Here is a 22,296-nt window from a genome sequence, read left to right as displayed (position 1 = left end):
GAATTAATCTTTTTTAAACGTGACTTCATTATCATTAAGGGATGCAATCCTCGCCAAGGATTCAAGATGAATTCCATGATTCGTGATCCAGTCAGCACCAGGTTGAAATGATTTTTCAATTACGATTCCAACCCCAACGAGATGAGCTTGAGCAGCTTCTACAATTTTAATCATCCCCTTGGTTGCTTCGCCATTGGCGAGAAAGTCATCAATAATTAGAACATTATCATTGGGTGAAATAAATTTCTTTTCGATGAAAATCCGATTTGTTTTTTGCTTGGTGTATGAATATACATCGGCGGAGTAGGCCGCATCATTTAAAGTAGAGGGTTTCTTCTTTCGTGCAAAGATAACCGGGGCACCTAATACTAGTCCAGTCATGACCGCTGGTGCAATTCCTGATGATTCTACGGTGATAACCTTAGTGATGTTGTCATCAGCAAAGCGTTTCACAAATTCCTTGCCAATTTCATACATTAAAGTTGGATCAATTTGATGATTTAAAAAGGAATTGACTTTTAAAATGTTGCCAGGTAAGACCTGACCTTTATTTTTGATTGCATCTTCTAATTCTTTCATTAATTATTCTCCCATTCAAAAAGACCCTAGGTACAGTCGTCTAGGGTCTTGTTCTAATAGTTTGGAATTATGGTTCCAAGTAGAGACAGCCGACCCATTACGGCGATATATTAGACTTTTAGTTATTAATGCAATAATAATTGAATTTTATGGTTTTGGCAAACTAGATTAATACGATAAGTAGAGCGGTATAAATGAATGGAACAAACGCAATCATATGCTTTGTCATTATAAATGAATAGATAATGGCTAGGAGGGATCCAATTAGTATGATGAGATTAGTGAGAAGGAAGCCGTGAGCAATTGTTAAAATCAAAAATAAATCTAAATCCCCATCTCCAATCAAATGAGCATGTTGATTTATGATGATGAGAATCAAGTAACATAAGATTTCAAGGAAAATGATGGCAAATGACTGCGAAGAAATGGTAATGGCAAGTGCGAGTGAGATGACCGAATAGGGCAATGGAAAGTGATAGGTTAACAAGTCGAAGGTGGCTGAGATTTGAATTAATAAAAGTAAGCATAAGCTTTTGCCATTGCTTAAATTGATTGGTGGAAATAATGTAAAAGTTAGAGCTGTCGTACATTCAAAGTAGAATAGGTGAAATGGCAAGTGTGCCTTACACTTTCGGCACTTTCCCAGTTGAATCAGGTAACTAACGATTGGGATGAGTTCATACCATTTTAAGGTAACTTGACAACGACTACAGTGGGACCGTCCCATGATGAAGTTTTGGTGGGAAATTGTTCGTTCCACCATGACGTTTAAAAAGGAACCAACGATGGATCCTACAACAAACCAGTAAATTAGCATAATAAAACCTCCACCAAAAAGTACGGAAACTAGGAGAAGTCTTGTTGACACGTCTTTTTCTACGTGGTATTCTACTTATTGTGCTTATAAACAACTAAGCGATTTTTTTAACTTCAAAAAAGAACCGCCTGGATGTGTGGACTTAAAAAATATATTATATTAGGAAAGGGAGGACTTTTTAGATGCCTACAATTAATCAATTGGTTCGTAAAGGCCGTAAATCTAGAACTTCTAAATCAAAATCCCCAGCTTTAGGCTTCGGATATAACAGTTACAAAAAGAAAAACACACAAAACCCTGCACCTCAGAAACGTGGAGTTGCAACTCGTGTTGGTACTATGACTCCTAAAAAGCCTAACTCAGCTTTACGTAAGTACGCTCGTGTTAGACTTTCTAACTTGATTGAAGTTACTGCATACATTCCTGGAATTGGACATAACTTGCAAGAGCATAGTGTTGTTTTAATTCGTGGTGGACGTGTTAAGGATTTGCCTGGTGTTAGATATCATGTTGTTCGTGGTGCTTTAGATACTGCGGGTGTAAGTGATCGTCGCCAAGGTCGTTCTAAATACGGTACTAAGAAACCGAAGGAATAGACAATTAATTAAGTTATTATTGAGGAGGACTTTTACATGCCTAGAAAAGGGAAAGTGCAAAAAAGAGAAATCCTTCCTGATCCAATCTACAACTCAAAATTGGTTTCTAAATTAATTAACCATTTGATGTTAGATGGTAAGAGAGGGACTGCATCAGAAATTTTATACGGTGCATTTGACATGATCAAAGATCAAACTGGAAATGACCCAGTTGATGTATTCGAAGAAGCAATGAAGAACGTTATGCCAGTTCTTGAAGTTAAGGCTCGTCGTGTTGGTGGCTCTAACTACCAAGTTCCAATCGAAGTTCGTCCTGATCGAAGAACTACTTTAGGCTTACGTTGGATTGTTAACTATGCAAGACTACGTGGTGAACATACTATGACTGAACGTCTTGCAAAAGAAATCATCGATGCTTCAAATAACACCGGTGCAGCAGTTAAGAAGCGTGAGGATACTCACAAGATGGCCGAAGCTAACCGTGCCTTTGCACATTACCGTTGGTAATCAGCTTTTAGCTTTTTTACTGTTAAAGTGGGTGGCTAAAGTGATTTAGCCACTTTTTTAAAATAATGAAATTGTGAATGATTGAGAGGAGTTAAATAATGGCTAACAAGCGAGAATTCCCGTTAGACAAAACTCGTAATATTGGTATTGTTGCCCATATTGATGCCGGTAAGACTACTACTACTGAACGTATCTTGTACTATACCGGTCGTATCCACAAAATTGGTGAAACCCATGAAGGGGATTCACAAATGGACTGGATGGAAGAAGAAAAAGAACGTGGTATCACCATTACTTCAGCTGCTACTACTGCTGAATGGAAGGGATACCGTGTTAACATCATTGATACCCCAGGACACGTTGATTTCACTGCCGAAGTTGAGCGTTCACTTCGTGTTCTAGATGGTGGAATTGTTGTTCTAGACGGTCAAGCTGGGGTTGAACCACAGACTGAAACCGTATGGCGTCAATCATCAGACTTTGCTGTTCCACGAATTGTTTTCATTAACAAGATGGATAAAGTGGGTGCTGATTTTGACATGTCAGTAAAGAGTTTGCACGATCGTTTAGGTGCTAACGCTCAAGCTGTTCAGATGCCAATTGGTGCTGAAGCAGACTTTACTGGTGTTATTGATTTAATTACCATGCAAGCATACGTCTATGACGAAGACAAAGAAGGATCAGAATGGGATGTTGATGAAATCCCTGCTGATATGCAAGAAGAGGCTCAAAAGCGTCATGATGCATTAATTGAGGCCGTTGCTGATGTTGATGATGACATCATGGAGAAATTCTTGGATGGAAAGGAAATCTCACAAGATGACCTTAAAGCCGGAATCCGGCGTGCAACCTTAAATCTTGACTTTTACCCTGTATTCGCTGGTTCTGCGTTCAAGAATAAGGGAGTTCAGATGTTGATGGATGGTGTTGTTGACTATCTTCCATCTCCACTTGATGTTCGTCCTTACACTGCTCTTGACCCAGATGATGACGACAAGAAGGTTGAAATTCGTGCTAATGATAAAGAGCCATTTGCCTCATTAGCATTTAAGATTGCTACCGATCCATACGTTGGTCGTTTGACTTACATTCGTGTATACCGTGGTACTTTAAAGGCTGGTTCATACGTCTTGAATGCTACTAATGGTAAACGTGAACGTGTTGGTCGTCTTCTTCAAATGCATTCCAATAATCGTCAAGAAATTCCAGAAGTATTCTCAGGTGATATTGCTGCTGCAATTGGTTTGAAGAATACTACCACTGGTGATTCATTGACTGATCCAGATCATCCCTTACATCTTGAATCAATGGAATTCCCTGAACCAGTTATTCAGGTTGCTGTTGAACCAAAGACTAAGGCTGATCAAGATAAGATGAATGATGCTTTACAAAAGCTATCTGAAGAAGATCCAACCTTTAGAGCTGAAACTAATCCTGAAACTGGTCAAACTTTAATTGCCGGAATGGGTGAACTTCAGTTGAACATCTTGATTGAACGTATGAGACGTGAATTTAACGTTGAAGCTAACATCGGTGCTCCTCAAGTTGCTTATCGTGAAGCCTTTACTAAACCAGTTAAAGCTGAAGGTAAGTTCATTCGTCAGTCTGGTGGTAAAGGTCAATATGGTGATGTTTGGATTGAATTTACTCCAAACGACGAAGGAAAAGGATTCGAATTCGACGATGCTATCGTTGGTGGTGTTGTTCCTAGAGAATTCATTCCATCAGTTGAACAAGGTCTAAAAGAAGCCATGGAAAATGGTGTCCTTGCTGGATATCCATTGATTGATCTGAAGGCTAAGCTTTATGATGGTAGTTATCATGAAGTCGATTCAAGTGAAGCTGCATTTAAGATTGCTGCCTCAATTGCCTTGAGAGAAGCTGCTAAGAAAGCTGATCCAGTTATTCTTGAACCAATCATGAAAGTTGATATTCGTGTTCCAGAAGAATACATGGGTGATGTCATGGGACAAGTTACTGCTCGACGTGGAAACGTTGAGGGTATGGAAGCCCAGGATAAAGCACAAAATATCCATGCAATGGTTCCATTATCAGAAATGTTTGGTTATGCAACTGACTTGCGTTCTGCTTCTCAGGGACGTGGAACATTCGTAATGAGCTTTGATCACTACAGTGCGGTTCCTAAGAGCATTCAGGAAGACATCATTAAGAAAAATGGTGGCGACAACAAAAAGGAAGAAAAGTAATTTCTTTAAAAGTTCTAGAAATTTGAAATGGTTTCTAGAACTTTTTTTATTGCTAATATTCTGAGAACCCTTGAAAAGTCAAAGAATATCAGGTATGATAGTTAAGTACTTGGTTTTGGGGGATAGACTGCCCAAAATTGTACAATGTTTAGCTTTGATGTGGGAGGTTGCGACACACCCGGCCGCTTTGCCATGCGAGGATGTGCCGGTAATTTCCACGGAGCTAGTCTTATTTTGAAAATAGACGAAGGAGGGAAAAACATGGCAAAAGAAAAGATTCGTATTCGTTTGAAAGCTTATGAACACCGTATTTTAGATCAAGCTGCTGACAAGATTGTGGCAACTGCACAACGGACTGGTGCTACTATTTCTGGTCCAATTCCATTACCAACGGACAGAGCCCTATATACCGTATTAGCATCACCATTTAAGTACAGTAAAGCTCAAGAACAATTTGAAATGTTAACTCACAAGCGTTTAATTGATATTTTGAACCCAACACCTAAAACTGTTGATTCATTAATGAAATTAGACTTGCCAAGTGGTGTTGACATCGAGATCAAACTATAATAATTACAGAATATCGGAGGTGTACTCATGGCTAAAAAAGGAATCTTAGGTAAAAAAGTCGGAATGACTCAAGTTTTTACTGATAACGGTGAACTCGTTCCAGTTACTGTTGTTGATGTAACCCCTAACGTTGTTTTACAAGTTAAGAACAACAAATCAGATGGTTACGATGCAATTCAACTTGGATTCGATGACAAACGTCCAGTATTAAGCAATAAACCTGAACAAGGTCATGTTAAAAAAGCAAAAACTACTCCTAAGCGCTTCATTCGTGAAATCAGAGATGTTGACTTGGGAGATTACAAAGTTGGAGACAAAGTTAAAGCTGATGTATTTCAACCAGGTGACGTCGTTGATGTAACGGGTACTACTAAAGGTCATGGTTACCAAGGTAACATCCATAAAAACGGACAACGTCGTGGACCTGAAACCCACGGATCAAGATATCATCGTCGTCCCGGTTCATTAGGTGTCATCATTAACCGAGTTGTTAAGGGTATGAAATTACCAGGACGAATGGGTAACAATCGAGTTACCATTCAAAATCTTGAAGTTGTTAATGCAGACGTTGATAACAACGTATTGTTAATCAAGGGAAATGTTCCTGGTGCAAACAAATCATTAGTAACAGTTAGAACATCAGTTATTGAATCAAGAAAATAAGAAAGGAGGAACCGTAGATGGCAAGCGTAACATTATACAAACAAGACGGTAGTAAACAAGGAACGGTTGATTTAAACGATGCTGTTTTTGCCGTTGAACCAAATGAAAACGTTGTTTACGACACTGTCGTAATGCAAAGAGCATCACAACGCCAAGGTACTAATGGTGTTAAATCCAGAGGTAAAGTGCGTGGTGGTGGTAAGAAACCATGGCGTCAAAAGGGTACTGGCCGTGCTCGTCAAGGTTCCATTCGTGCCCCACAATGGGTTGGCGGTGGAGTTGTTTTCGGACCAACCACTCGTTCATACGCATATCACCTTCCAAAGAAGGTTACTAGATTAGCTGTTAAATCAGTTCTTTCTGAAAAAGTTGCAAATGATGATTTAGTAGTAGTTGATTCATTAGACTACAAGGCTCCAAAGACTAAGGATTTATCAGATCTTTTAAAGAAACTGGACGCATCAACTAAGACACTAGTAGTTTTGGAAGATAACAATGAAAACGCCGCACGTTCCGCAAGAAATATTGAGAATGTACGAGTTATTAATGCCAAGAGTGTTAATACACTTGATGTGTTAAACAGTAACAAGGTTGTTATTACAAAAGCTGCTCTTTCTCAAGTAGAGGAGGTGCTCGCATAATGGAAGCACGAGATATCATTTTACGTCCGGTAGTTACTGAAGCTTCAACCGATGTAATGGACGACAAAAAATATACTTTTGATGTTGATGTACGAGCAACTAAGACTCAAGTTAAAAATGCTGTTGAAGAGATTTTTAACGTTAAAGTTGTTAAAGTTAATATTATGAATGTAAAAGGTAAGAAAAAGCGACAAGGACAATATGTAGGACGCACAAAGAAGCGTCGTAAGGCTATTGTTACTTTGTCCGATGATTCTGATGAAATTAAGATTTTCTCAGAAGAATAATCTTTGAATAGGAGGGAAATAACGTGGCTCTAAAAAAGTACAAACCAACTACTAATGGCCGTCGTAATATGACTAGTATTGACTATAGTGAAATTACTACCAACGTGCCAGAAAAAAGTTTAATTGAGTCAAATGCTCATAGCGGTGGTCGTAATAGCCAAGGTAAAATGACTGTTCGACATCGTGGTGGTGGAAACAAACATCGTTATCGTTTAATTGATTTTAAGCGTGATCACGATGGCGTTCCTGCAACCGTTAAGACCATTGAATATGATCCAAACAGAACCGCAAACATTGCCTTAATCGTTTATGAAGACGGAGTTAAATCATATATCATTGCGCCTAAGGGATTGAAAGTTGGAGATGTTGTTGAATCTGGTAAGGATGCTGATATTAAGGCTGGTAACACTCTTAGATTAGCTGATATTCCTGTTGGTTCAACTATCTTTAATATCGAGTTAAAGCCTGGTAAGGGTGGACAACTTGTTCGTTCTGCTGGAGCTTCAGCACAATTACTTGGAAACGAAGGAAAGTATGCATTAGTTAAATTGCCATCTGGCGAAGTTAGAATGGTACTTTCAGTTTGCCGTGCTACTGTTGGTAGTGTTGGTAATGATGAACATGGATTAGTTGTTTGGGGTAAAGCTGGTAGAACTCGTTACCGTGGTCAAAGACCTCACGTACGTGGATCTGTTATGAACCCTAACGATCACCCACATGGTGGTGGTGAAGGTAAAGCTCCAGTTGGTTACCCAAGTCCATTGTCTCCATGGCATAAGAAGACAACTGGTAAGAAGACTAGATCAAAGAAAGCACGTTCAAACAAGTTTATTGTTCGTCACCGTAAAGGTTCAAAGATGTAGTCTGAATCATTTATTTATTGAGTAATCGCAGAGGAGGTTTCATAATGAGTCGAAGTTTAAAAAAGGGACCTTTTGCCGATCAATCACTATTGAAGAAGATCGATGCACAAAAAGATCAAGATAAAAAATCGGTAATTAAAACATGGTCACGTCGTTCAACCATTTTCCCAAGCTTTATTGGATACACCATTGCTGTTTACAATGGTAGAAAACATGTCCCAGTTTACATTCAAGAAGACATGGTGGGCCACAAGCTCGGAGAATTCGTACCTACTCGTACATTCCATGGACATGGAAATGGCGACGCAGATAAAAAGACAGTTTAAGCAAGGAGGATAACCAATGGCTGAACAACAAGTTACATCAGCAAAAGCTACTGCAAAGACTGTTCGTATCGCCGCTCGTAAGGTTCGCCTTGTTGTAGATCTTATTAGAGGCAAAAGCGTATCAGAAGCTACTGCAATTTTAAAGTTCACCCCTAGAGGTGCTTCACCAGTTGTAGAAAAGGTTTTGATGTCAGCTGTAGCAAATGCAGAAAATAATTTTGATTTAGATCGTCAAGATCTAGTTGTTAGTGAAGCATATGTTAACGAAGGACCAACCTTAAAACGTTTCCGTCCCCGTGCTAAAGGTTCTGCTTCACCAATCAACAAAAGAACTAGTCACATTACAATTGTAGTGTCAGAAAAGTAGGAGGGATAAACGTGGGTCAAAAAATTAATCCAAATGGTTTACGAATTGGCGTTAACCGTGGTTGGCAAGCTAAATGGTATGCTAACGACGATAAGTTCGCTTCATACTTAAACGAAGATTTAAAAATTCGTAACTATCTAGCAAAGAGACTCGCTGATGCTTCTGTATCAAGTGTTGACATTGAACGTGCTGCAAAGCGTGTTAATGTTTCTATCCATACTGCAAAACCAGGAATGGTTATTGGTAAAGGTGGAGCAGAAGTTGAAAGTCTACGTAAAGAATTAAACAAGTTAACTGGCCGTCGTGTTCATGTTAATATTGTTGAAGTTAAAAAACCCGACCTAGAAGCTGATCTTGTTGGTGAAAACGTAGCAAGACAACTTGAAGGTCGTGTAGCATTCCGTCGTGCAATGCGTCAGGCAATGCAAAGAGTTATGCGTTCTGGAGCAAAAGGTGTTAAAGTTCAATCTTCAGGTCGTTTAAATGGTGCTGATATGACACGAATCGAGAGATATTCAGACGGAAGTGTTCCACTTCATACTCTTAGAGCTGATATCGATTATTCATGGAATGAAGCAGATACTACTTATGGTAAAATCGGTGTTAAGACTTGGATCAACCGTGGTGAAGTTTTGCCCGATAAACCGGAGGAAAAAACTGAAAAAGGAGGGAAATAAGCATGCTAGTACCTAAACGTGTTAAGTTCAGGAGACAACACAGAGGTAAGTTGCGTGGTCATTCAAAAGGTGGAAATACTGTTACTTTTGGTGATTACGGTTTGCAAGCACTTGATTCACATTGGATCAGTAACAGACAAATCGAAGCTTGCCGTGTTGCCATGACTCGTTATATGAAACGTGGTGGAAAAATTTGGATCAAAATTTTCCCTCAAAAATCATATACTGAAAAAGGTATCGGTGTTCGAATGGGTAAAGGTAAAGGTACCCCAGCAGGTTGGGTTTCAACTGTTAGACGCGGAAAAGTTCTTTTCGAAGTTGGCGGTGTTTCCAAAGAAACTGCTGAAGAAGCTTTACGTTTAGCATCCATGAAGTTGCCTGTTAGAACCCGAGTTATTAAACGTGAGGAAGTAGGTGGCGAATCAAATGAAGGCTAAAGAAATTAATGAATTAACCACTGATGAAATGCGTGCTAAGGAACAAGATTACAAGAAAGAATTGTTTAATCTTCGTTTTCAATTAGCCACTGGTCAATTAGAAAATACTGCTAGATTGAAGACTGTGCGAAAAACAATCGCTAGAATCAAGACGGCGTTAAGACAACAAGAATTAAAGAAATAGAATACGATAGAAAGGAAGGTTAACACTTTATGAGCGAAGAACGTAACGAACGTAAGAGTTACAGAGGCCGTGTTGTTTCAGACAAGATGGATAAAACCATTACAGTTGTTGTTGAAACTTACAAAACTCATCCAACTTACGGGAAACGTATTAAATATTCTAAGAAATATAAAGTTCAAGATGAAAATAACGAAGCAAAAGTTAACGATATTGTTGACATCATGGAAACTCGTCCATTGTCTAAGACTAAGCGCTTCCGTCTAGTAGACGTTGTTGAAAAGGCAGTTATTATCTAGCTTTTTTATCTATCGTATTCTGATTTTAAGTTGAAGGGAGGACACTAACCATGATCCAACAAGAGAGTCGTTTAAAGGTTGCTGACAACTCTGGAGCACGTGAACTTTTAACTATTAAAGTCCTAGGTGGTTCAAGAGTTAGATACGCAGGTATCGGTGATGTGATCGTTGCTACTGTTAAACAGGCAACACCAGGTGGCGTTGTCAAAAAAGGAGACGTCGTTAAGGCTGTTGTTGTTAGAACAAAGTCCGCTGCACACAGAACTGATGGTTCATACATCCGTTTTGATGAAAATGCCGCTGTTTTGATTAACGATGATAAGAGTCCTAAAGGTACCCGTATTTTCGGTCCGGTTGCTCGTGAATTACGTAGTAATAATTTTATGAAGATCGTTTCATTAGCGCCTGAAGTACTTTAATACTATTGGAAAACAAGGAGGTGCCAGGATTATGTTCTTGAAAACTGGTGACAAAGTTCGTGTTATTAGCGGTAAAGACAAGGGTAAAGACGGTAAAGTCGTTAAAACCATTGCTGCTAAGAACCGTGTAGTTGTTGAAGGAATCAACAAGATCAAGAAACATCAAAAGGCTTCACAAGACAATCCCCAAGGTGGAATTGCTGATGTAGATGCTCCAATCGATGCTTCAAATGTAATGCTAATTGATCCATCTACTAACGAACCTACTAAGGTAAGTTTTGAAGTTAAAGATGGCAAAAAAGTTCGTATTTCAAAAAAATCAAACAAACCAATCGATTAGGATTGGAATTGAAAGGAGGAAATTAATCGCATGGCAGCTCGCTTAGAAGAAAGATACAAAGAAGATATTCTCCCAGCACTTGTTAAGAAGTTTGACTATTCGTCAGTAATGGAAGCACCAAAGCTTGACAAAATTGTTTTAAACATGGGTGTTGGTGATGCTGTAACAAATTCTAAAAACCTTGATGAGGCAGTTCAAGAATTAAGTTTAATTTCTGGACAAAAGCCTATTGTAACTAAAGCTAAAAAATCAATTGCCGGTTTCCGTCTTAGAGAAGGAATGCCAATTGGTGCCAAAGTTACATTAAGAGGAGAAAGAATGTACGATTTCTTGGATAAGTTAGTTAATGTTTCATTGCCACGTGTTCGAGATTTCCACGGTGTAAGCAACAAATCATTTGATGGTCGTGGAAATTACACATTGGGTATCAAAGAACAACTAATTTTCCCAGAAATTAATTACGATGATGTTAACCGTGTTAGAGGTTTAGATATCGTACTTGTAACAACCGCTAATACGGATGAAGAATCACATGAATTGTTAGCTCAATTCGGAATGCCATTCGCTAAATAGGAGGTTTAATATTGGCTAAAAAATCATTAATTAAAAAAAGTGAACGTCCAGCTAAGTTCTCAACTCAGAACTACACTCGTTGTGAACGTTGTGGTCGACCTCGTGCGGTTTACCAAAAGTTTCACTTATGCCGAATTTGCTTGAGACAACTTGCCCACAAGGGTCAAATTCCTGGTATGAAGAAAGCTAGTTGGTAAAATAATAAAACTGAAAAGGAGGTTTCACGTTTATGTCCATGACAGATCCAATTGCAGACTTTTTAACTCGAATTCGTAACGCCAATATGGCTAGACACGATTCAGTTGACGTTCCTGCATCAAAAATCAAAAGAAACATTGCTGAAATTTTGAAGCGTGAAGGCTTTGTACGCGATGTTGAATACATCGATGACGATAAACAAGGTGTTATCCGTGTATACCTTAAATATGGAAAAGACAATCAACGTGTTATTACTGGTTTAAAGAGAATTTCAAAGCCAGGATTACGTTCATATGTTAAATCAGATGATGTTCCTAAAGTTTTAAATGGTTTAGGAATTGCAATCATCTCAACTTCAGATGGTGTTATTACTGATAAAGAAGCCCGCGACAAAAAAGTCGGTGGCGAAGTATTAGCATACGTTTGGTAAAAATTAAAAAAGAATTGGAGGTGTTAATATGAGTAGAATTGGTTATAAAACTGTTGATCTTCCAGACGGCGTTGAAGTAAGTCACAGAGGTACTAACGTAACTGTTAAAGGACCAAAGGGTACACTTACTGCCACATTTGCACCAGAAATCAAGATGCAAGTTAAGGGTAATGAAGTAAACTTCACCCCAACTGGTAAGTATGACAACAAAGAACGTGCCTTACATGGTACAACCCGTGCTAACTTCAACAACATGGTTGAAGGAGTTATGAATGGTTTTCATAAGACCCTTAAATTAGTTGGAGTTGGATATCGTGCCCAATTAAAGGGTAATACTTTGACTTTAAACGTTGGTTACTCAAATCCTGTTGAAGTTCAAGTTCCTGAAGATCTCACTGTAGCTGTTCCTGATAACACTACTATTAACATTAGTGGAATCAACAAGCAACATGTTGGTGACTTCGCTGCCGAAGTTCGTTCATACCGTTCACCAGAACCATATAAAGGTAAGGGAATTAGATATGAAAATGAACACATTACCCTCAAGGAAGGTAAGACTGGTAAGTAGTTTAACAATATAAAAAATAAGAGGTGACTATTTTGATTTCCAAACCAGACAAGAATAAAACACGTAAGATTCGTCATAATCGTGTTAGAAGTAAAATTTCTGGTACTGCTGAGTGCCCACGTTTGAACGTTTTCCGTTCTAATAAAAACATTTACGCTCAAGTTATTGATGATGTAAAGGGTGTAACGCTAGCTAGTGCCTCAACTGTTGACAAGGAAGTTTCCGGAAACAATAAATCAGAACAAGCCGCAAGCGTTGGCGCTCTACTCGCTAAACGTGCAGTTGAAAAAAATGTTAAAAATGTTGTTTTTGATCGTGGTGGATACTTATATCACGGACGTGTACAAGCCCTTGCAGATGCAGCACGTGAAAATGGACTTGAATTTTAAAAAGGAGGAATATAACGCACATGGCAAAGTTTATTAATCCAGACAAACTGGACTTAGAAGATAACGTTGTTGCTATCAACCGGATCACTAAGGTTGTTAAGGGTGGTCGTCGACTACGTTTTGCTGCATTAGTTGTTGTTGGTGACAAAAATGGCCACGTTGGCTTTGGTACTGGTAAAGCTCAAGAAGTTCCTGAAGCGATCAGAAAAGCCGTTGATAGTGCCCAAAAGAACTTGATTGAAGTCCCAATTGTTGGAACTACTATCCCTCACGAAGTTATCGGTCGTTATGGCGGTGGAAAGATCATGTTGAAGCCTGCTGAAGAAGGTTCTGGAGTTGCTGCTGGTGGTGCTGTTCGATCAGTTATGGAATTAGCTGGTGTGAATGATGTTACTAGTAAGCGTTTAGGCTCTGATACACCTGTTAACGTAATTCGTGCAACTTTTGAAGGTCTTAAAGATCTTAAGGATGCTGAAGAAATTTCATCATTACGTGGTGTATCATCAGATCACTTAGCTGAATAATAAGGAGGGGTTAGAAGATGGCTCAATTAAAGATTACTTTAGTTCATAGTGCTGCTCACCGTCTCCCTAAACAACGTAAGATTGTTAAGGCCCTTGGATTGGGACGAGTAAATAGTAGTGTTATTAAGCCTGACAATGAAGCAACTCGTGGAGCTCTATTCAAGATTGCTCATTTAATCAAGGTTGAACAAATCGATTAATATTCTTTAAAAGATAAGGAGGTGCAACTCAATGAAGTTAAATGAATTAAAAGCTGCTAAGGGTTCACGTTCATCAAGAACTCGTTTAGGTCGTGGACTTGGTAGTAAAGGTAAGACTTCAGGTCGTGGCCAAAAAGGCCAAAAAGCTCGTGGAAAGACACGGATTGGTTTTGAAGGTGGCCAAATGCCTTTATACCGTCAAATTCCAAAACGTGGATTTACCAACTTCAACAGAAAAGTATTAGCTATTGTTAACTTGGCTGATTTAGATAATTTTGATGATGGCTCAGAAGTAACTCCAGATGTTTTGATTCAAGCTGGAATGATCAAAGGCTCAAACGATGGCGTTAAAGTTCTTGCAGATGGCAAGCTAACTAAGAAGCTCACTGTTAAAGCTAACAAATTCTCAAAGAGTGCTGAAAAAGCAATTGAAGATGCCGGCGGTAAAGCTGAGGTGATTTAATGTTCACTACCTTAAAGAATGCGTTTGAAGAAAAAGATATTAGAAAAAGGATTTTATTTACCCTTTTTGTATTGGCAGTCTTTCGTTTAGGTGCATATATTACGGTACCTGGAATCAATGCCGAAGCTCTACAAAGCGTAGCATCTTCGGGTTTAGTTAATGTATTAAATATGTTTAGTGGTGGTGGATTAACTAATTATTCATTGTTTGCGATGGGTGTTTCTCCATACATTACTGCACAAATTGTTGTTCAGTTACTTCAAATGGATATTGTTCCTCGATTCGTTGAATGGGGGAAGCAAGGTGAAGTTGGAAGACAAAAACTGGATCAAGTAACTAGATGGTTGACGATTGTATTAGCTTTCGTTCAATCAATTGGTATTACTGCTGGATTTAACGCATTAAGTAGTTTGCACTTGGTTAAAAACCCAGGAATGGGGACCTACATTAGTATTGGTTTGATCTTAACCGGTGGAACAATGCTTACTACTTGGATGGGTGATATGATTACTGATAAAGGAATTGGTCAAGGAGTTTCCATGATCATCTTTGCCGGAATTGTTGCCGAAATGCCAACTGGGATCATGAGTGTTTATCGTCAATATGTCGAAGGCACCCCAATGAATCAAATGTGGAAACCAGCCTTGTTTATCATTGCGTTGATCATTGTAATTTTAATCATCGTGACCTTTGTTACTTGGGTACAGCAAGCTGAACGTAGGATTCCAATTCAATATACTAGAAGAACATCAGGTTCGCCTGACAGCAGTTACCTTCCTTTGAAGGTTAATGTTGCTGGAGTTATTCCAGTTATTTTCGCAAGTGCATTTATTTCCACTCCTCAAACGATTTTGATGTTTTTCACCAAAAACTTTCAGGGAGCTGGTTGGTATGAATTTCTAAGTAAGTTGTTTAATATGCAAACTCCACTTGGAGCGGCATTTTACACTTTCTTAATTGTTGTATTTACTTTCTTCTATGCGTTTGTTCAAGTTAACCCACAAAAATTATCAGAGAATTTGCAAAAGCAGGGTAGCTATATCCCAGGTGTATGGCCTGGCCATGAAACGCAGTTGTACATCTCTCGTTTACTTATGAGACTAAGTACTGTCGGTGCTTTGTTTTTAGGAATCGTTTCTTTAATTCCGTTAGTTGCCCAAAACGTATGGAATCTAAATCAATCCATTGGATTAGGTGGTACAAATCTGTTGATTATTGTTGGAGTGGCAATTGAAACCATTCAACAAATTCGAGGTTTAATGATGAGAAAAGAGTACGTTGGATTTATTCAAAGCACTCCAGATGACAACAAGTAGTGGAGGAATTTAAATGTCAATGAATTTATTATTAATGGGTCTCCCAGGAGCCGGAAAAGGTACTCAAGCTGAATTCATTGTTCAAAAATATGGCATCCCACATATTTCAACTGGGGACATATTTCGAGCAGCAATGAAAAATAAAACCCCCATGGGTGTAAAAGCTCAACAGTATATCGATAAGGGAGAACTTGTTCCTGATGATGTTACCTGTGGGATTGTTGAGGATCGTCTCAAACAGCCTGACACAGACAAAGGATATTTGTTAGACGGTTTTCCTAGAAACATTGATCAGGCTAAAAGTCTGGAAGATATGACTAGGAAAATGGGCAAAGAGTTAGATGCAGTTATTAACATTGAAGTTGACCCTAAAGTCTTAGTTGATCGTTTATCTGGTCGGTTCATCTGTAAAAACTGTGGCGCAACTTATCATAAATTATATAAGAAGCCTATAGTTGATGGTACTTGTGATGTTTGCGGTGCTCATGTGTTTTACCAAAGAAGTGATGATAAACCTGAAACTGTTAAAAATCGTCTAAAAGTTAATGAGAAGAGTAATGCTCCTCTAATTGATTTTTACAAAGATCGCGGTATTTTACATTCAGTTGACGGTGACCGGGACATTGCAGACGTTAGTAAAGACATTGATAAAATTCTTAGCAACTTAAATTAGCAAACTGTCGTTTAATTGCTGGAATAGCAGTAATGTGGTATATTATAGTTTGTATGTCTATTTGTAAGTAATACTTACGAGTTTAGTAATTTTGGAGGATTATTCGTGTCTAAAAATAATGTAATTGAAGTTGAGGGTAAAGTTTCTGAAACTTTACCTAATGCAATGTTTAAGGTCGAGCTTGAAAATGGTCATGAAATTTTGGCACACGTTTCTGGTAAGATCAGAATGCATTACATTCGTATCCTGCCAGGAGATCGTGTAACCGTTGAAATGTCACCGTATGATTTAACAAAGGGTCGAATTACTTATCGATTTAAGTAAGCCCTTCATATAGGAGGTTATTAAAATGAAAGTACGTCCATCAGTAAAAAAAATGTGTGAACATTGTAAGATTATTAAGAGAAAAGGCCGTGTGATGGTGGTTTGCCCTGTAAACCCTAAGCACAAGCAAAGACAAGGAAAGTAATTAAATTAGAATTATAGGAGGTGGATTTAATGGCTCGTATTGCCGGAGTTGATTTACCACGTGATAAGCGAATCGTTATTGCTTTAACATACATTTATGGTGTTGGAAACACAACTGCTCAACAAGTTTTGAAAAAAGCTGGAGTATCAGAAGACGTTCGTGTACGTGATTTAACACCTGATCAAGAAGATAAGATCAGAGAAGCTCTTGATGGTTACACAATCGAAGGTGACTTACGTAGAGAAGTTACTATGAGCATCAAGACTCTTCAAGAAATCGGTTCATATCGTGGAATGCGTCATCGTCGTGGTTTACCTGTTAGAGGTCAACATACGAAGAATAACGCACGTACAAGAAAAGGTAAGAAAACCACAATCACTGGTAAAAAATAATAAAGAAGGAGGCTATCAGTTTCTATGGCTAAAACTAAAAATACTCGTAAGCGTAAAGCAAGAAAAAACGTTGAGTCTGGTGTAGCACATATTCACTCAACTTTTAATAACACTTTGGTTATGATTACCGATGTTCAAGGAAATGCTATTGCATGGTCATCAGCTGGTGCATTAGGATTCCGTGGAAGTCGTAAATCTACTCCATTTGCTGCTCAAATGGCTGCTGAAGCAGCTGCTAAGACTGCAATGGAACATGGAATGAAATCAGTAGAAGTTGCTGTTAAAGGTCCTGGTTCAGGTCGTGAGTCAGCTATTCGTGCTTTACAAAGTACTGGTTTGGAAGTTGCTGCAATTCGAGATGTAACTCCAGTTCCACATAATGGTTCTCGTCCTCCAAAACGTCGTAGAGTTTAATATTTAATGAACGTTAAAGTTTTAAATTACTCAATGCGTTTTGAAAGGGGTAGAGACTACAATGATTGAATTTGAAAAGCCAAACATTCACAAAATTGAAGAAACAGACAACTATGGTGAAATAGTTGTAGAACCACTCGAAAGAGGATATGGTACAACGCTTGGCAATTCACTGCGACGTGTTTTGTTAGCATCATTACCAGGTGCTGCGGTAACCAGTATTCAAATCGACGGTGTCCTACACGAATTTTCAACTGTAAAGGGTGTAGTTGAAGACGTTACTCAAATTATCTTGAATGTTAAAAAGATTAATTTGAAAATCAACTCAGATGACAATGAAACAAAGTCCATGAGTATTAATGTAACGGGACCAGCCGACGTAACCGCAGGTGATATTGTAACTGACAGTGATGTTGAAATTTTAAATCCTGACTTACACATTGCAACGGTTGCCGATGGAGCTACATTCCATATGAACATGACTGCCAATAAAGGTCGTGGCTATGTTTCTGCTGAAGAAAACAAAGCTAAAAACGATGGTATGCCAATTGGTGTTCTACCAGTTGATTCTATTTATACCCCAATCGAACGTGTTAATTATCAAGTAGAAGATGCACGTGTTGGTCAACGTGATGATTACGACAAGTTGACATTAGACGTTTGGACCAATGGTTCAATTACTCCTTCCGATGCAATTAGTTTGGCAGCTAAGATTTTAAATCAACATTTCCAATTGTTTATTGATTTAACTGACAGAGCCAAGAATGCAAACGTTATGGTTGAGAAGGAAGAAAGCCATAAGGAAAAAATGCTTGAAATGTCAATTGAAGAATTAGATCTTTCGGTTCGTTCATACAATTGTTTGAAACGTGCTGGAATCAATACTGTGCAAGAATTAACTGATAAGTCTGAAGCTGACATGATGAAGGTTAGAAATCTAGGCCGGAAGTCACTTGATGAAGTCAAAGAAAAACTAGCAGCATTAGGACTATCTTTACGTAAAGAAGACTAAAAAGGAGGATATCCGGTTATGAGTTATCGCAAACTACAACGTACGAGTGCTCAACGTCGTGCTTTACTTCGTAATTTAACCACTGACTTAATTGTTAAAGGTCAAATTAAAACAACAGAAGCTCGCGCTAAGGATGTTAGATCATTAGCCGACAAGATGGTTACCTTAGGTAAGAAGGGTGACTTGAACGCACGTCGTCAAGCTGCAGCTTACTTACAAAATACCATTGCTGATGTAAAAGAAGACGGCGACAGTATCAAAGTAACTAGTGCATTGCAAAAGTTGTTTGACGAAGTTGCACCTAAGTATGCTGACCGTAATGGTGGTTACACTCGCATTCTTAAGACAATGCCTCGTCGTGGTGACGGTGCACCAATGGTAATCTTACAATTTGTCGAATAATTTCGATATTTGATAAGAAATAATAATATTTCACTATAGGAATCACTAAGATTAAAGGTATAAAGTGTTACGATGATGGATTTTCCAAGTCTAGCTTGAATGTGGTTAATTCCATGCGCCTTAATCTTTTAGTGATTTTTTTATACATAATTTTAAACGGAGGGTTGCCAAATGGATCCAATCATTAAGGTTTCAAATCTTTCATTTCAATATGATGATGCTTCTAAAATATTAGATGACATTTCTTTTCAGTGTGAAAAGGGTGAATATGTTTCTTTGATTGGGAAAAACGGTAGCGGTAAAAGTACCATTGCTAAATTAATTGATGGGCTTTTAGCTCCACAAACTGGAACAATTAAGATTAATGACATTGGGTTAAGTTCTCATGAAAATGACCGAGAGATGCGAAAGTCGATTGGATTAGTATTTCAAAATCCGGACGATCAATTTGTGGGTGCTACCGTAGCTAGTGACGTGGCCTTTGGTCTTGAAAACCGTGCTGTTCCGAGAGAAATAATGAAATCAAAAGTTAAGGTGGCCCTTAAGAGAGTTGGCATGTGGGACTTTCGAAACGAGATGCCAAGTAGTCTTTCTGGAGGACAAAAACAAAGGGTCGCCATTGCGGGAGCCATTGTTTTAGATCCTCAGATTTTGATTCTTGACGAAGCAACGAGCATGTTGGATCCGCTAGCAACGAAACAAATCCATGAAGTTGTAAACAAATTAAATCAAAAGCAAAACATGACAATTCTTTCCATCACGCATGATATTAACGTGACGGCTAAATCTGATCGGATTTTGGCATTAAATGATAGTAAGATTATATTTGATGGTAAACCAAGTGTCTTTTTTCAAAAGCATGAATTAATTGCGAACATGGATCTAGAACTTCCATTTAGTGAGAAATTAAGGCAGAAATTTATTGATGCAGGATATGATATTTCTGATCGGTACATGGATGATGAGGAGATTAGTCAATGGATAAGCAAATTATTTTAAAAAACGTTGATTTCATCTATCAGCCAGATTTACCTTCTGAAAAACAGGCTTTAACTAATGTTAGTTTGGAGATCGAAAACGGTGAATTTATGGCGATCGTTGGTAAAACGGGAAGTGGTAAATCAACATTGGTCCAAATGATTAATGGTCTCTTAAAGCCAACTTTAGGAGAGGTCATGGTTGGTGATATTAAAATCAATAATCAGACTAATAATCATAATTTGAGTGAATTAAGGCAGAAAGTTGGGATGATATTCCAGTTTCCAGAAAAACAGTTGTTTGAAGACACCGTTTTAAAGGATGTTGCCTTTGGTCCCCTTAATTTTGGTGACGATGAACCAACCGCTAATACTAAAGCGATTAAAGCACTTTCGATCGTTGGTGTTTCTAAAAAATTGTATGATCGCTCTCCTTTCGAACTTTCAGGTGGACAAATGCGACGGGTGGCGATTGCTGGAACGATCGCGTGTGAACCTCAAATTCTGATCCTTGATGAACCAACCGTTGGTTTAGATCCTAACGGTAAAAATGAGATCTTAAAAATCATTCATCAGTTAAATGAAAAGGGAGTCACCATTATTATGGTCACTCATGACATGGATGTGGTTGCCCAAAATGCTAACCGTGTTGTGGTGATGAATAAGGGGCGTGTCAGTTCAGATTCAACTCCTCGAGAATTATTTGCCAATTCTGAATTAATCGCTAATAATTCACTCGCACTTCCAGATTCAGTCCAGATATACTATGATTTAGTTCATGATGGTATTCAATTATCTCAGATTCCGTTAACTGCAAATGAGGTTGTTGAACAAATAACGCAAAAACGAAGTGGAGTGAAGTAGAATCGATCAATTTGTGTTTGGAAAATATTTTCCTGGCAACTCATTCATCCATCAATTGAATCCTGCATTTAAAATCTTAGGATCAATTGTTCTGATTACGTTAATTTTGATGTGTAATAATTGGGCCAGCTATGGGTGTATGACGGTTATAACATTGACATTAGTATACTTGTCCCATTCACGAATAAAAATGCTTCTACGTGGTGTGAAGCCCATTCTATGGTTAATCATTTTTACCGTTCTAATTCAGATTCTTTTTGGTCACGGAGGAACGGTTTATTTTCACCTGTGGTTTATTTCCATTACTTCATTGGGAATTATTAATGCCATGATGATATTTGTTCGTTTACTATTGATCATTATCATTGCCACCATTTTAACGATTACAACTAGTCCATCGATGATTGCCTTAGGTGTGGAGACGATTTTAGTTCCCTTAAAGTGGATTAAGGTGCCGACTGAGACAATTGGGATGATGGTATCAATTGCACTTCAATTTATTCCAACTCTAATTGATGAATTGGATGATATTATGAATGCTCAAAGGGCTCGAGGAGTAGATTTTGGTAAGGGGAAGTTAATAAAACGTGCTCAGAGCTTAGTATCGTTGATCATTCCTTTATTTATTTCTTCTTTTCGCCATGCCGAGCATTTAGCAGATGCAATGGAGGCACGTGGATACTCAGATGAGGTTAAAAGAAGTCATTATCAACTTGTCGCGTGGACTAAACTGGATTGGATTGCACTATTGTTTATGATTCTTTTAACGGTGGTCGTTGTTTTAGTGAGGAGTTAAATGAATAATCGATATAAAATTACCTTTGCGTACGATGGAACTAAGTTTGCTGGGTTTCAGAAGCAACCTAAGCAACGGACCGTTGAGGGTACTTTGACTCATATTGTTAATAAAATGGCACAGAAAAGCGGACGCCAGATTGCGATATATGGATCAGGACGAACTGATGCGGGAGTTCATGCGCTTGGACAGGTGGCTCACTTCGACTTTCCCTATGAATTAAGTGAGGAAAGTATGCTTAAGGGATTAAATAGTATGTGTCCACTAGATATTGAAATATTAAAGGTCCAACGAGTTAATGACGATTTTCATGCTCGTTACGATGTAACCGGGAAAAAATACTTATACCGCTTGGATTTAGGTCAATTTACCGATCCCTTTAAAAGAAACTATACTGCTCATTGGCGATTTCCAGTTGATTTTGGACGGATTAAGTTAGCAATTCAAGATTACGTAGGGACACACGACTTTTCTTCCTTTGTGGCTTCTGGTGCAAAGGATGGCAGTCGGGTTCGAACCGTTTTTTCTGTGAAGGCAAATTGGGATAAGAATGCGAACGAAATTCAGTTGGAATTTTATGGCGACGGATTTATGTATAATCAAATTCGAATTATGGTCGGTGTTTTAATGGAAATTGGTCAAGGTAAGCGACCAATTCATGACATTAAGCGCTTAATTAAAGTAAGAGATCGTAATGAAGCACGCTTAACAATGCCAGCCAATGGACTTTACTTAAAAAGGGTCTTTTATCCGGGTGATGATCCTAAGCATTCTGTTAGAAAACATCACCTCGATGATCAAAATTGAGTTTGACTTTCGAGGGAAATGTTAGTACTATTGTAACTGGTATTGTTTGCCCC

Annotated in this window: 38 protein-coding genes and 1 riboswitch; of the genes, 36 read left to right on the top strand and 2 right to left on the bottom strand. The window is 38.4% G+C overall.

Translation table 11 applies throughout. The features are described 5' to 3' along the window. Positions 1–3: 3 nt before the first annotated feature. Together AC6UD2_RS00410 and AC6UD2_RS00405 are read right to left on the bottom strand one after the other, a co-directional pair. Positions 4–579 carry a xanthine phosphoribosyltransferase gene (locus tag AC6UD2_RS00410; protein ID WP_500697653.1) on the bottom strand — a complete coding sequence of 192 codons (576 nt, stop codon included), beginning with the start codon at positions 577–579 and terminating at the stop codon, positions 4–6. A gap of 37 nt (positions 580–616) precedes the next feature. Further along, positions 617–712: riboswitch (purine riboswitch) on the bottom strand. Positions 713–742: 30 nt separating this feature from the next. After that, positions 743–1,396: a prepilin peptidase gene (locus AC6UD2_RS00405; RefSeq protein ID WP_500697652.1), complete on the bottom strand. Its 654-nt coding sequence runs from the start codon at positions 1,394–1,396 to the stop codon at positions 743–745. A gap of 182 nt (positions 1,397–1,578) precedes the next feature. Between AC6UD2_RS00405 and rpsL the strand changes: the two genes are divergently transcribed. The 36 genes from rpsL (at position 1,579) to truA (ending at position 22,243) form a co-directional block, all read left to right on the top strand. Further along, positions 1,579–1,992, top strand: coding sequence for a 30S ribosomal protein S12 (gene rpsL / locus AC6UD2_RS00400; protein WP_010022704.1), 414 nt, complete (start codon positions 1,579–1,581; stop codon positions 1,990–1,992). A 36-nt stretch (positions 1,993–2,028) separates the two neighbouring features. After that, positions 2,029–2,499 (top strand): 30S ribosomal protein S7, encoded by a 471-nt coding sequence (gene rpsG, locus AC6UD2_RS00395; RefSeq protein ID WP_010022705.1) that lies wholly within the window; start codon positions 2,029–2,031, stop codon positions 2,497–2,499. Between the two features lie 98 nt (positions 2,500–2,597). Beyond that, complete coding sequence (fusA, locus tag AC6UD2_RS00390) at positions 2,598–4,706, top strand: elongation factor G (protein ID WP_010022706.1); 2,109 nt, start codon at positions 2,598–2,600, stop codon at positions 4,704–4,706. A 261-nt stretch (positions 4,707–4,967) separates the two neighbouring features. Continuing rightward, a complete protein-coding gene (rpsJ, locus tag AC6UD2_RS00385; protein ID WP_010022707.1) occupies positions 4,968–5,276 on the top strand; it encodes a 30S ribosomal protein S10 in 309 nt (102 codons plus the stop codon). A gap of 27 nt (positions 5,277–5,303) precedes the next feature. After that, positions 5,304–5,939 carry a 50S ribosomal protein L3 gene (rplC, locus tag AC6UD2_RS00380; protein WP_010022708.1) on the top strand — a complete coding sequence of 212 codons (636 nt, stop codon included), beginning with the start codon at positions 5,304–5,306 and terminating at the stop codon, positions 5,937–5,939. Between the two features lie 17 nt (positions 5,940–5,956). Next, positions 5,957–6,580 (top strand): 50S ribosomal protein L4, encoded by a 624-nt coding sequence (gene rplD, locus AC6UD2_RS00375; RefSeq protein ID WP_039144784.1) that lies wholly within the window; start codon positions 5,957–5,959, stop codon positions 6,578–6,580. Beyond that, the gene (rplW, locus tag AC6UD2_RS00370; protein WP_010022712.1) at positions 6,580–6,867 is read left to right on the top strand and encodes a 50S ribosomal protein L23; all 288 of its coding nucleotides are present in this window, start codon (positions 6,580–6,582) and stop codon (positions 6,865–6,867) included. The genes rplD and rplW overlap by 1 nt, the downstream gene beginning before the upstream one ends. Before the next feature lie 23 nt (positions 6,868–6,890). After that, positions 6,891–7,730, top strand: a complete 840-nt coding sequence (gene rplB, locus AC6UD2_RS00365; RefSeq protein WP_039144783.1) for a 50S ribosomal protein L2 — start codon at positions 6,891–6,893, stop codon at positions 7,728–7,730. Between the two features lie 44 nt (positions 7,731–7,774). Next, on the top strand, positions 7,775–8,056 hold the full coding sequence (rpsS, locus tag AC6UD2_RS00360) for a 30S ribosomal protein S19 (RefSeq protein ID WP_010022714.1): 282 nt from the start codon (positions 7,775–7,777) through the stop codon (positions 8,054–8,056). A gap of 16 nt (positions 8,057–8,072) precedes the next feature. Continuing rightward, entirely contained in the window at positions 8,073–8,423 is a 351-nt protein-coding gene (gene rplV, locus AC6UD2_RS00355) for a 50S ribosomal protein L22 (RefSeq protein ID WP_010022715.1), read from the top strand. An 11-nt stretch (positions 8,424–8,434) separates the two neighbouring features. Next, positions 8,435–9,100: a 30S ribosomal protein S3 gene (gene rpsC / locus AC6UD2_RS00350; RefSeq protein ID WP_010022717.1), complete on the top strand. Its 666-nt coding sequence runs from the start codon at positions 8,435–8,437 to the stop codon at positions 9,098–9,100. 2 nt (positions 9,101–9,102) lie between these two features. Then, a complete protein-coding gene (gene rplP / locus AC6UD2_RS00345; protein ID WP_500697651.1) occupies positions 9,103–9,537 on the top strand; it encodes a 50S ribosomal protein L16 in 435 nt (144 codons plus the stop codon). Next, entirely contained in the window at positions 9,527–9,721 is a 195-nt protein-coding gene (gene rpmC, locus AC6UD2_RS00340; RefSeq protein WP_010022719.1) for a 50S ribosomal protein L29, read from the top strand. Before rplP ends, rpmC begins: the two co-directional genes overlap by 11 nt. Positions 9,722–9,750: 29 nt before the next feature. Then, complete coding sequence (rpsQ, locus tag AC6UD2_RS00335) at positions 9,751–10,017, top strand: 30S ribosomal protein S17 (protein ID WP_039144781.1); 267 nt, start codon at positions 9,751–9,753, stop codon at positions 10,015–10,017. Between the two features lie 50 nt (positions 10,018–10,067). Then, a complete protein-coding gene (gene rplN / locus AC6UD2_RS00330; protein WP_039144780.1) occupies positions 10,068–10,436 on the top strand; it encodes a 50S ribosomal protein L14 in 369 nt (122 codons plus the stop codon). Between the two features lie 31 nt (positions 10,437–10,467). Continuing rightward, the gene (gene rplX, locus AC6UD2_RS00325; protein ID WP_010022722.1) at positions 10,468–10,776 is read left to right on the top strand and encodes a 50S ribosomal protein L24; all 309 of its coding nucleotides are present in this window, start codon (positions 10,468–10,470) and stop codon (positions 10,774–10,776) included. Positions 10,777–10,806: 30 nt separating this feature from the next. Then, positions 10,807–11,349 carry a 50S ribosomal protein L5 gene (rplE, locus tag AC6UD2_RS00320; protein ID WP_039144777.1) on the top strand — a complete coding sequence of 181 codons (543 nt, stop codon included), beginning with the start codon at positions 10,807–10,809 and terminating at the stop codon, positions 11,347–11,349. A gap of 11 nt (positions 11,350–11,360) precedes the next feature. Beyond that, positions 11,361–11,546, top strand: coding sequence for a type Z 30S ribosomal protein S14 (locus AC6UD2_RS00315; protein ID WP_010022727.1), 186 nt, complete (start codon positions 11,361–11,363; stop codon positions 11,544–11,546). A gap of 32 nt (positions 11,547–11,578) precedes the next feature. Then, the gene (gene rpsH, locus AC6UD2_RS00310; protein WP_010022729.1) at positions 11,579–11,977 is read left to right on the top strand and encodes a 30S ribosomal protein S8; all 399 of its coding nucleotides are present in this window, start codon (positions 11,579–11,581) and stop codon (positions 11,975–11,977) included. 28 nt (positions 11,978–12,005) lie between these two features. Continuing rightward, entirely contained in the window at positions 12,006–12,545 is a 540-nt protein-coding gene (gene rplF / locus AC6UD2_RS00305; protein ID WP_010022731.1) for a 50S ribosomal protein L6, read from the top strand. Positions 12,546–12,577: 32 nt separating this feature from the next. Continuing rightward, the gene (rplR, locus tag AC6UD2_RS00300) at positions 12,578–12,934 is read left to right on the top strand and encodes a 50S ribosomal protein L18 (protein WP_010022733.1); all 357 of its coding nucleotides are present in this window, start codon (positions 12,578–12,580) and stop codon (positions 12,932–12,934) included. Positions 12,935–12,954: 20 nt separating this feature from the next. Next, positions 12,955–13,458, top strand: coding sequence for a 30S ribosomal protein S5 (gene rpsE, locus AC6UD2_RS00295; protein ID WP_039144772.1), 504 nt, complete (start codon positions 12,955–12,957; stop codon positions 13,456–13,458). A gap of 17 nt (positions 13,459–13,475) precedes the next feature. Further along, entirely contained in the window at positions 13,476–13,658 is a 183-nt protein-coding gene (gene rpmD, locus AC6UD2_RS00290) for a 50S ribosomal protein L30 (protein ID WP_010022736.1), read from the top strand. A 31-nt stretch (positions 13,659–13,689) separates the two neighbouring features. Further along, positions 13,690–14,121 carry a 50S ribosomal protein L15 gene (gene rplO, locus AC6UD2_RS00285; RefSeq protein ID WP_010022738.1) on the top strand — a complete coding sequence of 144 codons (432 nt, stop codon included), beginning with the start codon at positions 13,690–13,692 and terminating at the stop codon, positions 14,119–14,121. After that, the gene (gene secY / locus AC6UD2_RS00280) at positions 14,121–15,437 is read left to right on the top strand and encodes a preprotein translocase subunit SecY (RefSeq protein ID WP_039144768.1); all 1,317 of its coding nucleotides are present in this window, start codon (positions 14,121–14,123) and stop codon (positions 15,435–15,437) included. Before rplO ends, secY begins: the two co-directional genes overlap by 1 nt. A gap of 13 nt (positions 15,438–15,450) precedes the next feature. Beyond that, the gene (locus AC6UD2_RS00275) at positions 15,451–16,110 is read left to right on the top strand and encodes an adenylate kinase (protein WP_039144765.1); all 660 of its coding nucleotides are present in this window, start codon (positions 15,451–15,453) and stop codon (positions 16,108–16,110) included. Between the two features lie 105 nt (positions 16,111–16,215). Continuing rightward, on the top strand, positions 16,216–16,434 hold the full coding sequence (gene infA / locus AC6UD2_RS00270) for a translation initiation factor IF-1 (protein WP_010022742.1): 219 nt from the start codon (positions 16,216–16,218) through the stop codon (positions 16,432–16,434). A gap of 25 nt (positions 16,435–16,459) precedes the next feature. Then, positions 16,460–16,579: a 50S ribosomal protein L36 gene (gene rpmJ, locus AC6UD2_RS00265; RefSeq protein ID WP_010022743.1), complete on the top strand. Its 120-nt coding sequence runs from the start codon at positions 16,460–16,462 to the stop codon at positions 16,577–16,579. 29 nt (positions 16,580–16,608) lie between these two features. Continuing rightward, positions 16,609–16,971 carry a 30S ribosomal protein S13 gene (gene rpsM, locus AC6UD2_RS00260; protein WP_010022744.1) on the top strand — a complete coding sequence of 121 codons (363 nt, stop codon included), beginning with the start codon at positions 16,609–16,611 and terminating at the stop codon, positions 16,969–16,971. Between the two features lie 24 nt (positions 16,972–16,995). Continuing rightward, positions 16,996–17,385 (top strand): 30S ribosomal protein S11, encoded by a 390-nt coding sequence (gene rpsK / locus AC6UD2_RS00255; protein ID WP_010022745.1) that lies wholly within the window; start codon positions 16,996–16,998, stop codon positions 17,383–17,385. A gap of 61 nt (positions 17,386–17,446) precedes the next feature. Beyond that, positions 17,447–18,397: a DNA-directed RNA polymerase subunit alpha gene (locus AC6UD2_RS00250; RefSeq protein WP_010022747.1), complete on the top strand. Its 951-nt coding sequence runs from the start codon at positions 17,447–17,449 to the stop codon at positions 18,395–18,397. A gap of 18 nt (positions 18,398–18,415) precedes the next feature. Next, entirely contained in the window at positions 18,416–18,799 is a 384-nt protein-coding gene (gene rplQ / locus AC6UD2_RS00245) for a 50S ribosomal protein L17 (protein ID WP_010022749.1), read from the top strand. Between the two features lie 171 nt (positions 18,800–18,970). Next, a complete protein-coding gene (locus tag AC6UD2_RS00240) occupies positions 18,971–19,798 on the top strand; it encodes an energy-coupling factor transporter ATPase (protein WP_500697650.1) in 828 nt (275 codons plus the stop codon). Beyond that, complete coding sequence (locus AC6UD2_RS00235; protein WP_500697649.1) at positions 19,777–20,640, top strand: energy-coupling factor transporter ATPase; 864 nt, start codon at positions 19,777–19,779, stop codon at positions 20,638–20,640. Before AC6UD2_RS00240 ends, AC6UD2_RS00235 begins: the two co-directional genes overlap by 22 nt. Positions 20,641–20,653: 13 nt before the next feature. Beyond that, positions 20,654–21,436, top strand: coding sequence for an energy-coupling factor transporter transmembrane component T family protein (locus tag AC6UD2_RS00230; protein WP_052236621.1), 783 nt, complete (start codon positions 20,654–20,656; stop codon positions 21,434–21,436). Further along, the gene (gene truA, locus AC6UD2_RS00225; RefSeq protein ID WP_500697648.1) at positions 21,437–22,243 is read left to right on the top strand and encodes a tRNA pseudouridine(38-40) synthase TruA; all 807 of its coding nucleotides are present in this window, start codon (positions 21,437–21,439) and stop codon (positions 22,241–22,243) included. The last annotated feature ends 53 nt before the right edge of the window (positions 22,244–22,296 follow it).

The organism is Fructilactobacillus sp. X2R5C2 (genome assembly GCF_059901375.1).
This window is presented reverse-complemented; position numbering and strand designations above follow the sequence as displayed.

What these genes read in the sequence shown, in the direction of transcription:
- AC6UD2_RS00410 (WP_500697653.1), bottom strand. Translation starts at nt 579, where the DNA reads ATGAAAGAATTAGAAGATGCAATCAAAAATAAAGGTCAGGTCTTACCT.
- AC6UD2_RS00405 (WP_500697652.1), bottom strand. Translation starts at nt 1,396, where the DNA reads ATGCTAATTTACTGGTTTGTTGTAGGATCCATCGTTGGTTCCTTTTTA.
- rpsL (WP_010022704.1), top strand. Translation starts at nt 1,579, where the DNA reads ATGCCTACAATTAATCAATTGGTTCGTAAAGGCCGTAAATCTAGAACT.
- rpsG (WP_010022705.1), top strand. Translation starts at nt 2,029, where the DNA reads ATGCCTAGAAAAGGGAAAGTGCAAAAAAGAGAAATCCTTCCTGATCCA.
- fusA (WP_010022706.1), top strand. Translation starts at nt 2,598, where the DNA reads ATGGCTAACAAGCGAGAATTCCCGTTAGACAAAACTCGTAATATTGGT.
- rpsJ (WP_010022707.1), top strand. Translation starts at nt 4,968, where the DNA reads ATGGCAAAAGAAAAGATTCGTATTCGTTTGAAAGCTTATGAACACCGT.
- rplC (WP_010022708.1), top strand. Translation starts at nt 5,304, where the DNA reads ATGGCTAAAAAAGGAATCTTAGGTAAAAAAGTCGGAATGACTCAAGTT.
- rplD (WP_039144784.1), top strand. Translation starts at nt 5,957, where the DNA reads ATGGCAAGCGTAACATTATACAAACAAGACGGTAGTAAACAAGGAACG.
- rplW (WP_010022712.1), top strand. Translation starts at nt 6,580, where the DNA reads ATGGAAGCACGAGATATCATTTTACGTCCGGTAGTTACTGAAGCTTCA.
- rpsS (WP_010022714.1), top strand. Translation starts at nt 7,775, where the DNA reads ATGAGTCGAAGTTTAAAAAAGGGACCTTTTGCCGATCAATCACTATTG.
- rplV (WP_010022715.1), top strand. Translation starts at nt 8,073, where the DNA reads ATGGCTGAACAACAAGTTACATCAGCAAAAGCTACTGCAAAGACTGTT.
- rplP (WP_500697651.1), top strand. Translation starts at nt 9,103, where the DNA reads ATGCTAGTACCTAAACGTGTTAAGTTCAGGAGACAACACAGAGGTAAG.
- rpmC (WP_010022719.1), top strand. Translation starts at nt 9,527, where the DNA reads ATGAAGGCTAAAGAAATTAATGAATTAACCACTGATGAAATGCGTGCT.
- rpsQ (WP_039144781.1), top strand. Translation starts at nt 9,751, where the DNA reads ATGAGCGAAGAACGTAACGAACGTAAGAGTTACAGAGGCCGTGTTGTT.
- rplN (WP_039144780.1), top strand. Translation starts at nt 10,068, where the DNA reads ATGATCCAACAAGAGAGTCGTTTAAAGGTTGCTGACAACTCTGGAGCA.
- rplX (WP_010022722.1), top strand. Translation starts at nt 10,468, where the DNA reads ATGTTCTTGAAAACTGGTGACAAAGTTCGTGTTATTAGCGGTAAAGAC.
- rplE (WP_039144777.1), top strand. Translation starts at nt 10,807, where the DNA reads ATGGCAGCTCGCTTAGAAGAAAGATACAAAGAAGATATTCTCCCAGCA.
- rpsH (WP_010022729.1), top strand. Translation starts at nt 11,579, where the DNA reads ATGTCCATGACAGATCCAATTGCAGACTTTTTAACTCGAATTCGTAAC.
- rplF (WP_010022731.1), top strand. Translation starts at nt 12,006, where the DNA reads ATGAGTAGAATTGGTTATAAAACTGTTGATCTTCCAGACGGCGTTGAA.
- rpsE (WP_039144772.1), top strand. Translation starts at nt 12,955, where the DNA reads ATGGCAAAGTTTATTAATCCAGACAAACTGGACTTAGAAGATAACGTT.
- rpmD (WP_010022736.1), top strand. Translation starts at nt 13,476, where the DNA reads ATGGCTCAATTAAAGATTACTTTAGTTCATAGTGCTGCTCACCGTCTC.
- rplO (WP_010022738.1), top strand. Translation starts at nt 13,690, where the DNA reads ATGAAGTTAAATGAATTAAAAGCTGCTAAGGGTTCACGTTCATCAAGA.
- secY (WP_039144768.1), top strand. Translation starts at nt 14,121, where the DNA reads ATGTTCACTACCTTAAAGAATGCGTTTGAAGAAAAAGATATTAGAAAA.
- AC6UD2_RS00275 (WP_039144765.1), top strand. Translation starts at nt 15,451, where the DNA reads ATGTCAATGAATTTATTATTAATGGGTCTCCCAGGAGCCGGAAAAGGT.
- rpmJ (WP_010022743.1), top strand. Translation starts at nt 16,460, where the DNA reads ATGAAAGTACGTCCATCAGTAAAAAAAATGTGTGAACATTGTAAGATT.
- rpsM (WP_010022744.1), top strand. Translation starts at nt 16,609, where the DNA reads ATGGCTCGTATTGCCGGAGTTGATTTACCACGTGATAAGCGAATCGTT.
- rpsK (WP_010022745.1), top strand. Translation starts at nt 16,996, where the DNA reads ATGGCTAAAACTAAAAATACTCGTAAGCGTAAAGCAAGAAAAAACGTT.
- AC6UD2_RS00250 (WP_010022747.1), top strand. Translation starts at nt 17,447, where the DNA reads ATGATTGAATTTGAAAAGCCAAACATTCACAAAATTGAAGAAACAGAC.
- rplQ (WP_010022749.1), top strand. Translation starts at nt 18,416, where the DNA reads ATGAGTTATCGCAAACTACAACGTACGAGTGCTCAACGTCGTGCTTTA.
- AC6UD2_RS00240 (WP_500697650.1), top strand. Translation starts at nt 18,971, where the DNA reads ATGGATCCAATCATTAAGGTTTCAAATCTTTCATTTCAATATGATGAT.
- AC6UD2_RS00235 (WP_500697649.1), top strand. Translation starts at nt 19,777, where the DNA reads ATGGATAAGCAAATTATTTTAAAAAACGTTGATTTCATCTATCAGCCA.
- truA (WP_500697648.1), top strand. Translation starts at nt 21,437, where the DNA reads ATGAATAATCGATATAAAATTACCTTTGCGTACGATGGAACTAAGTTT.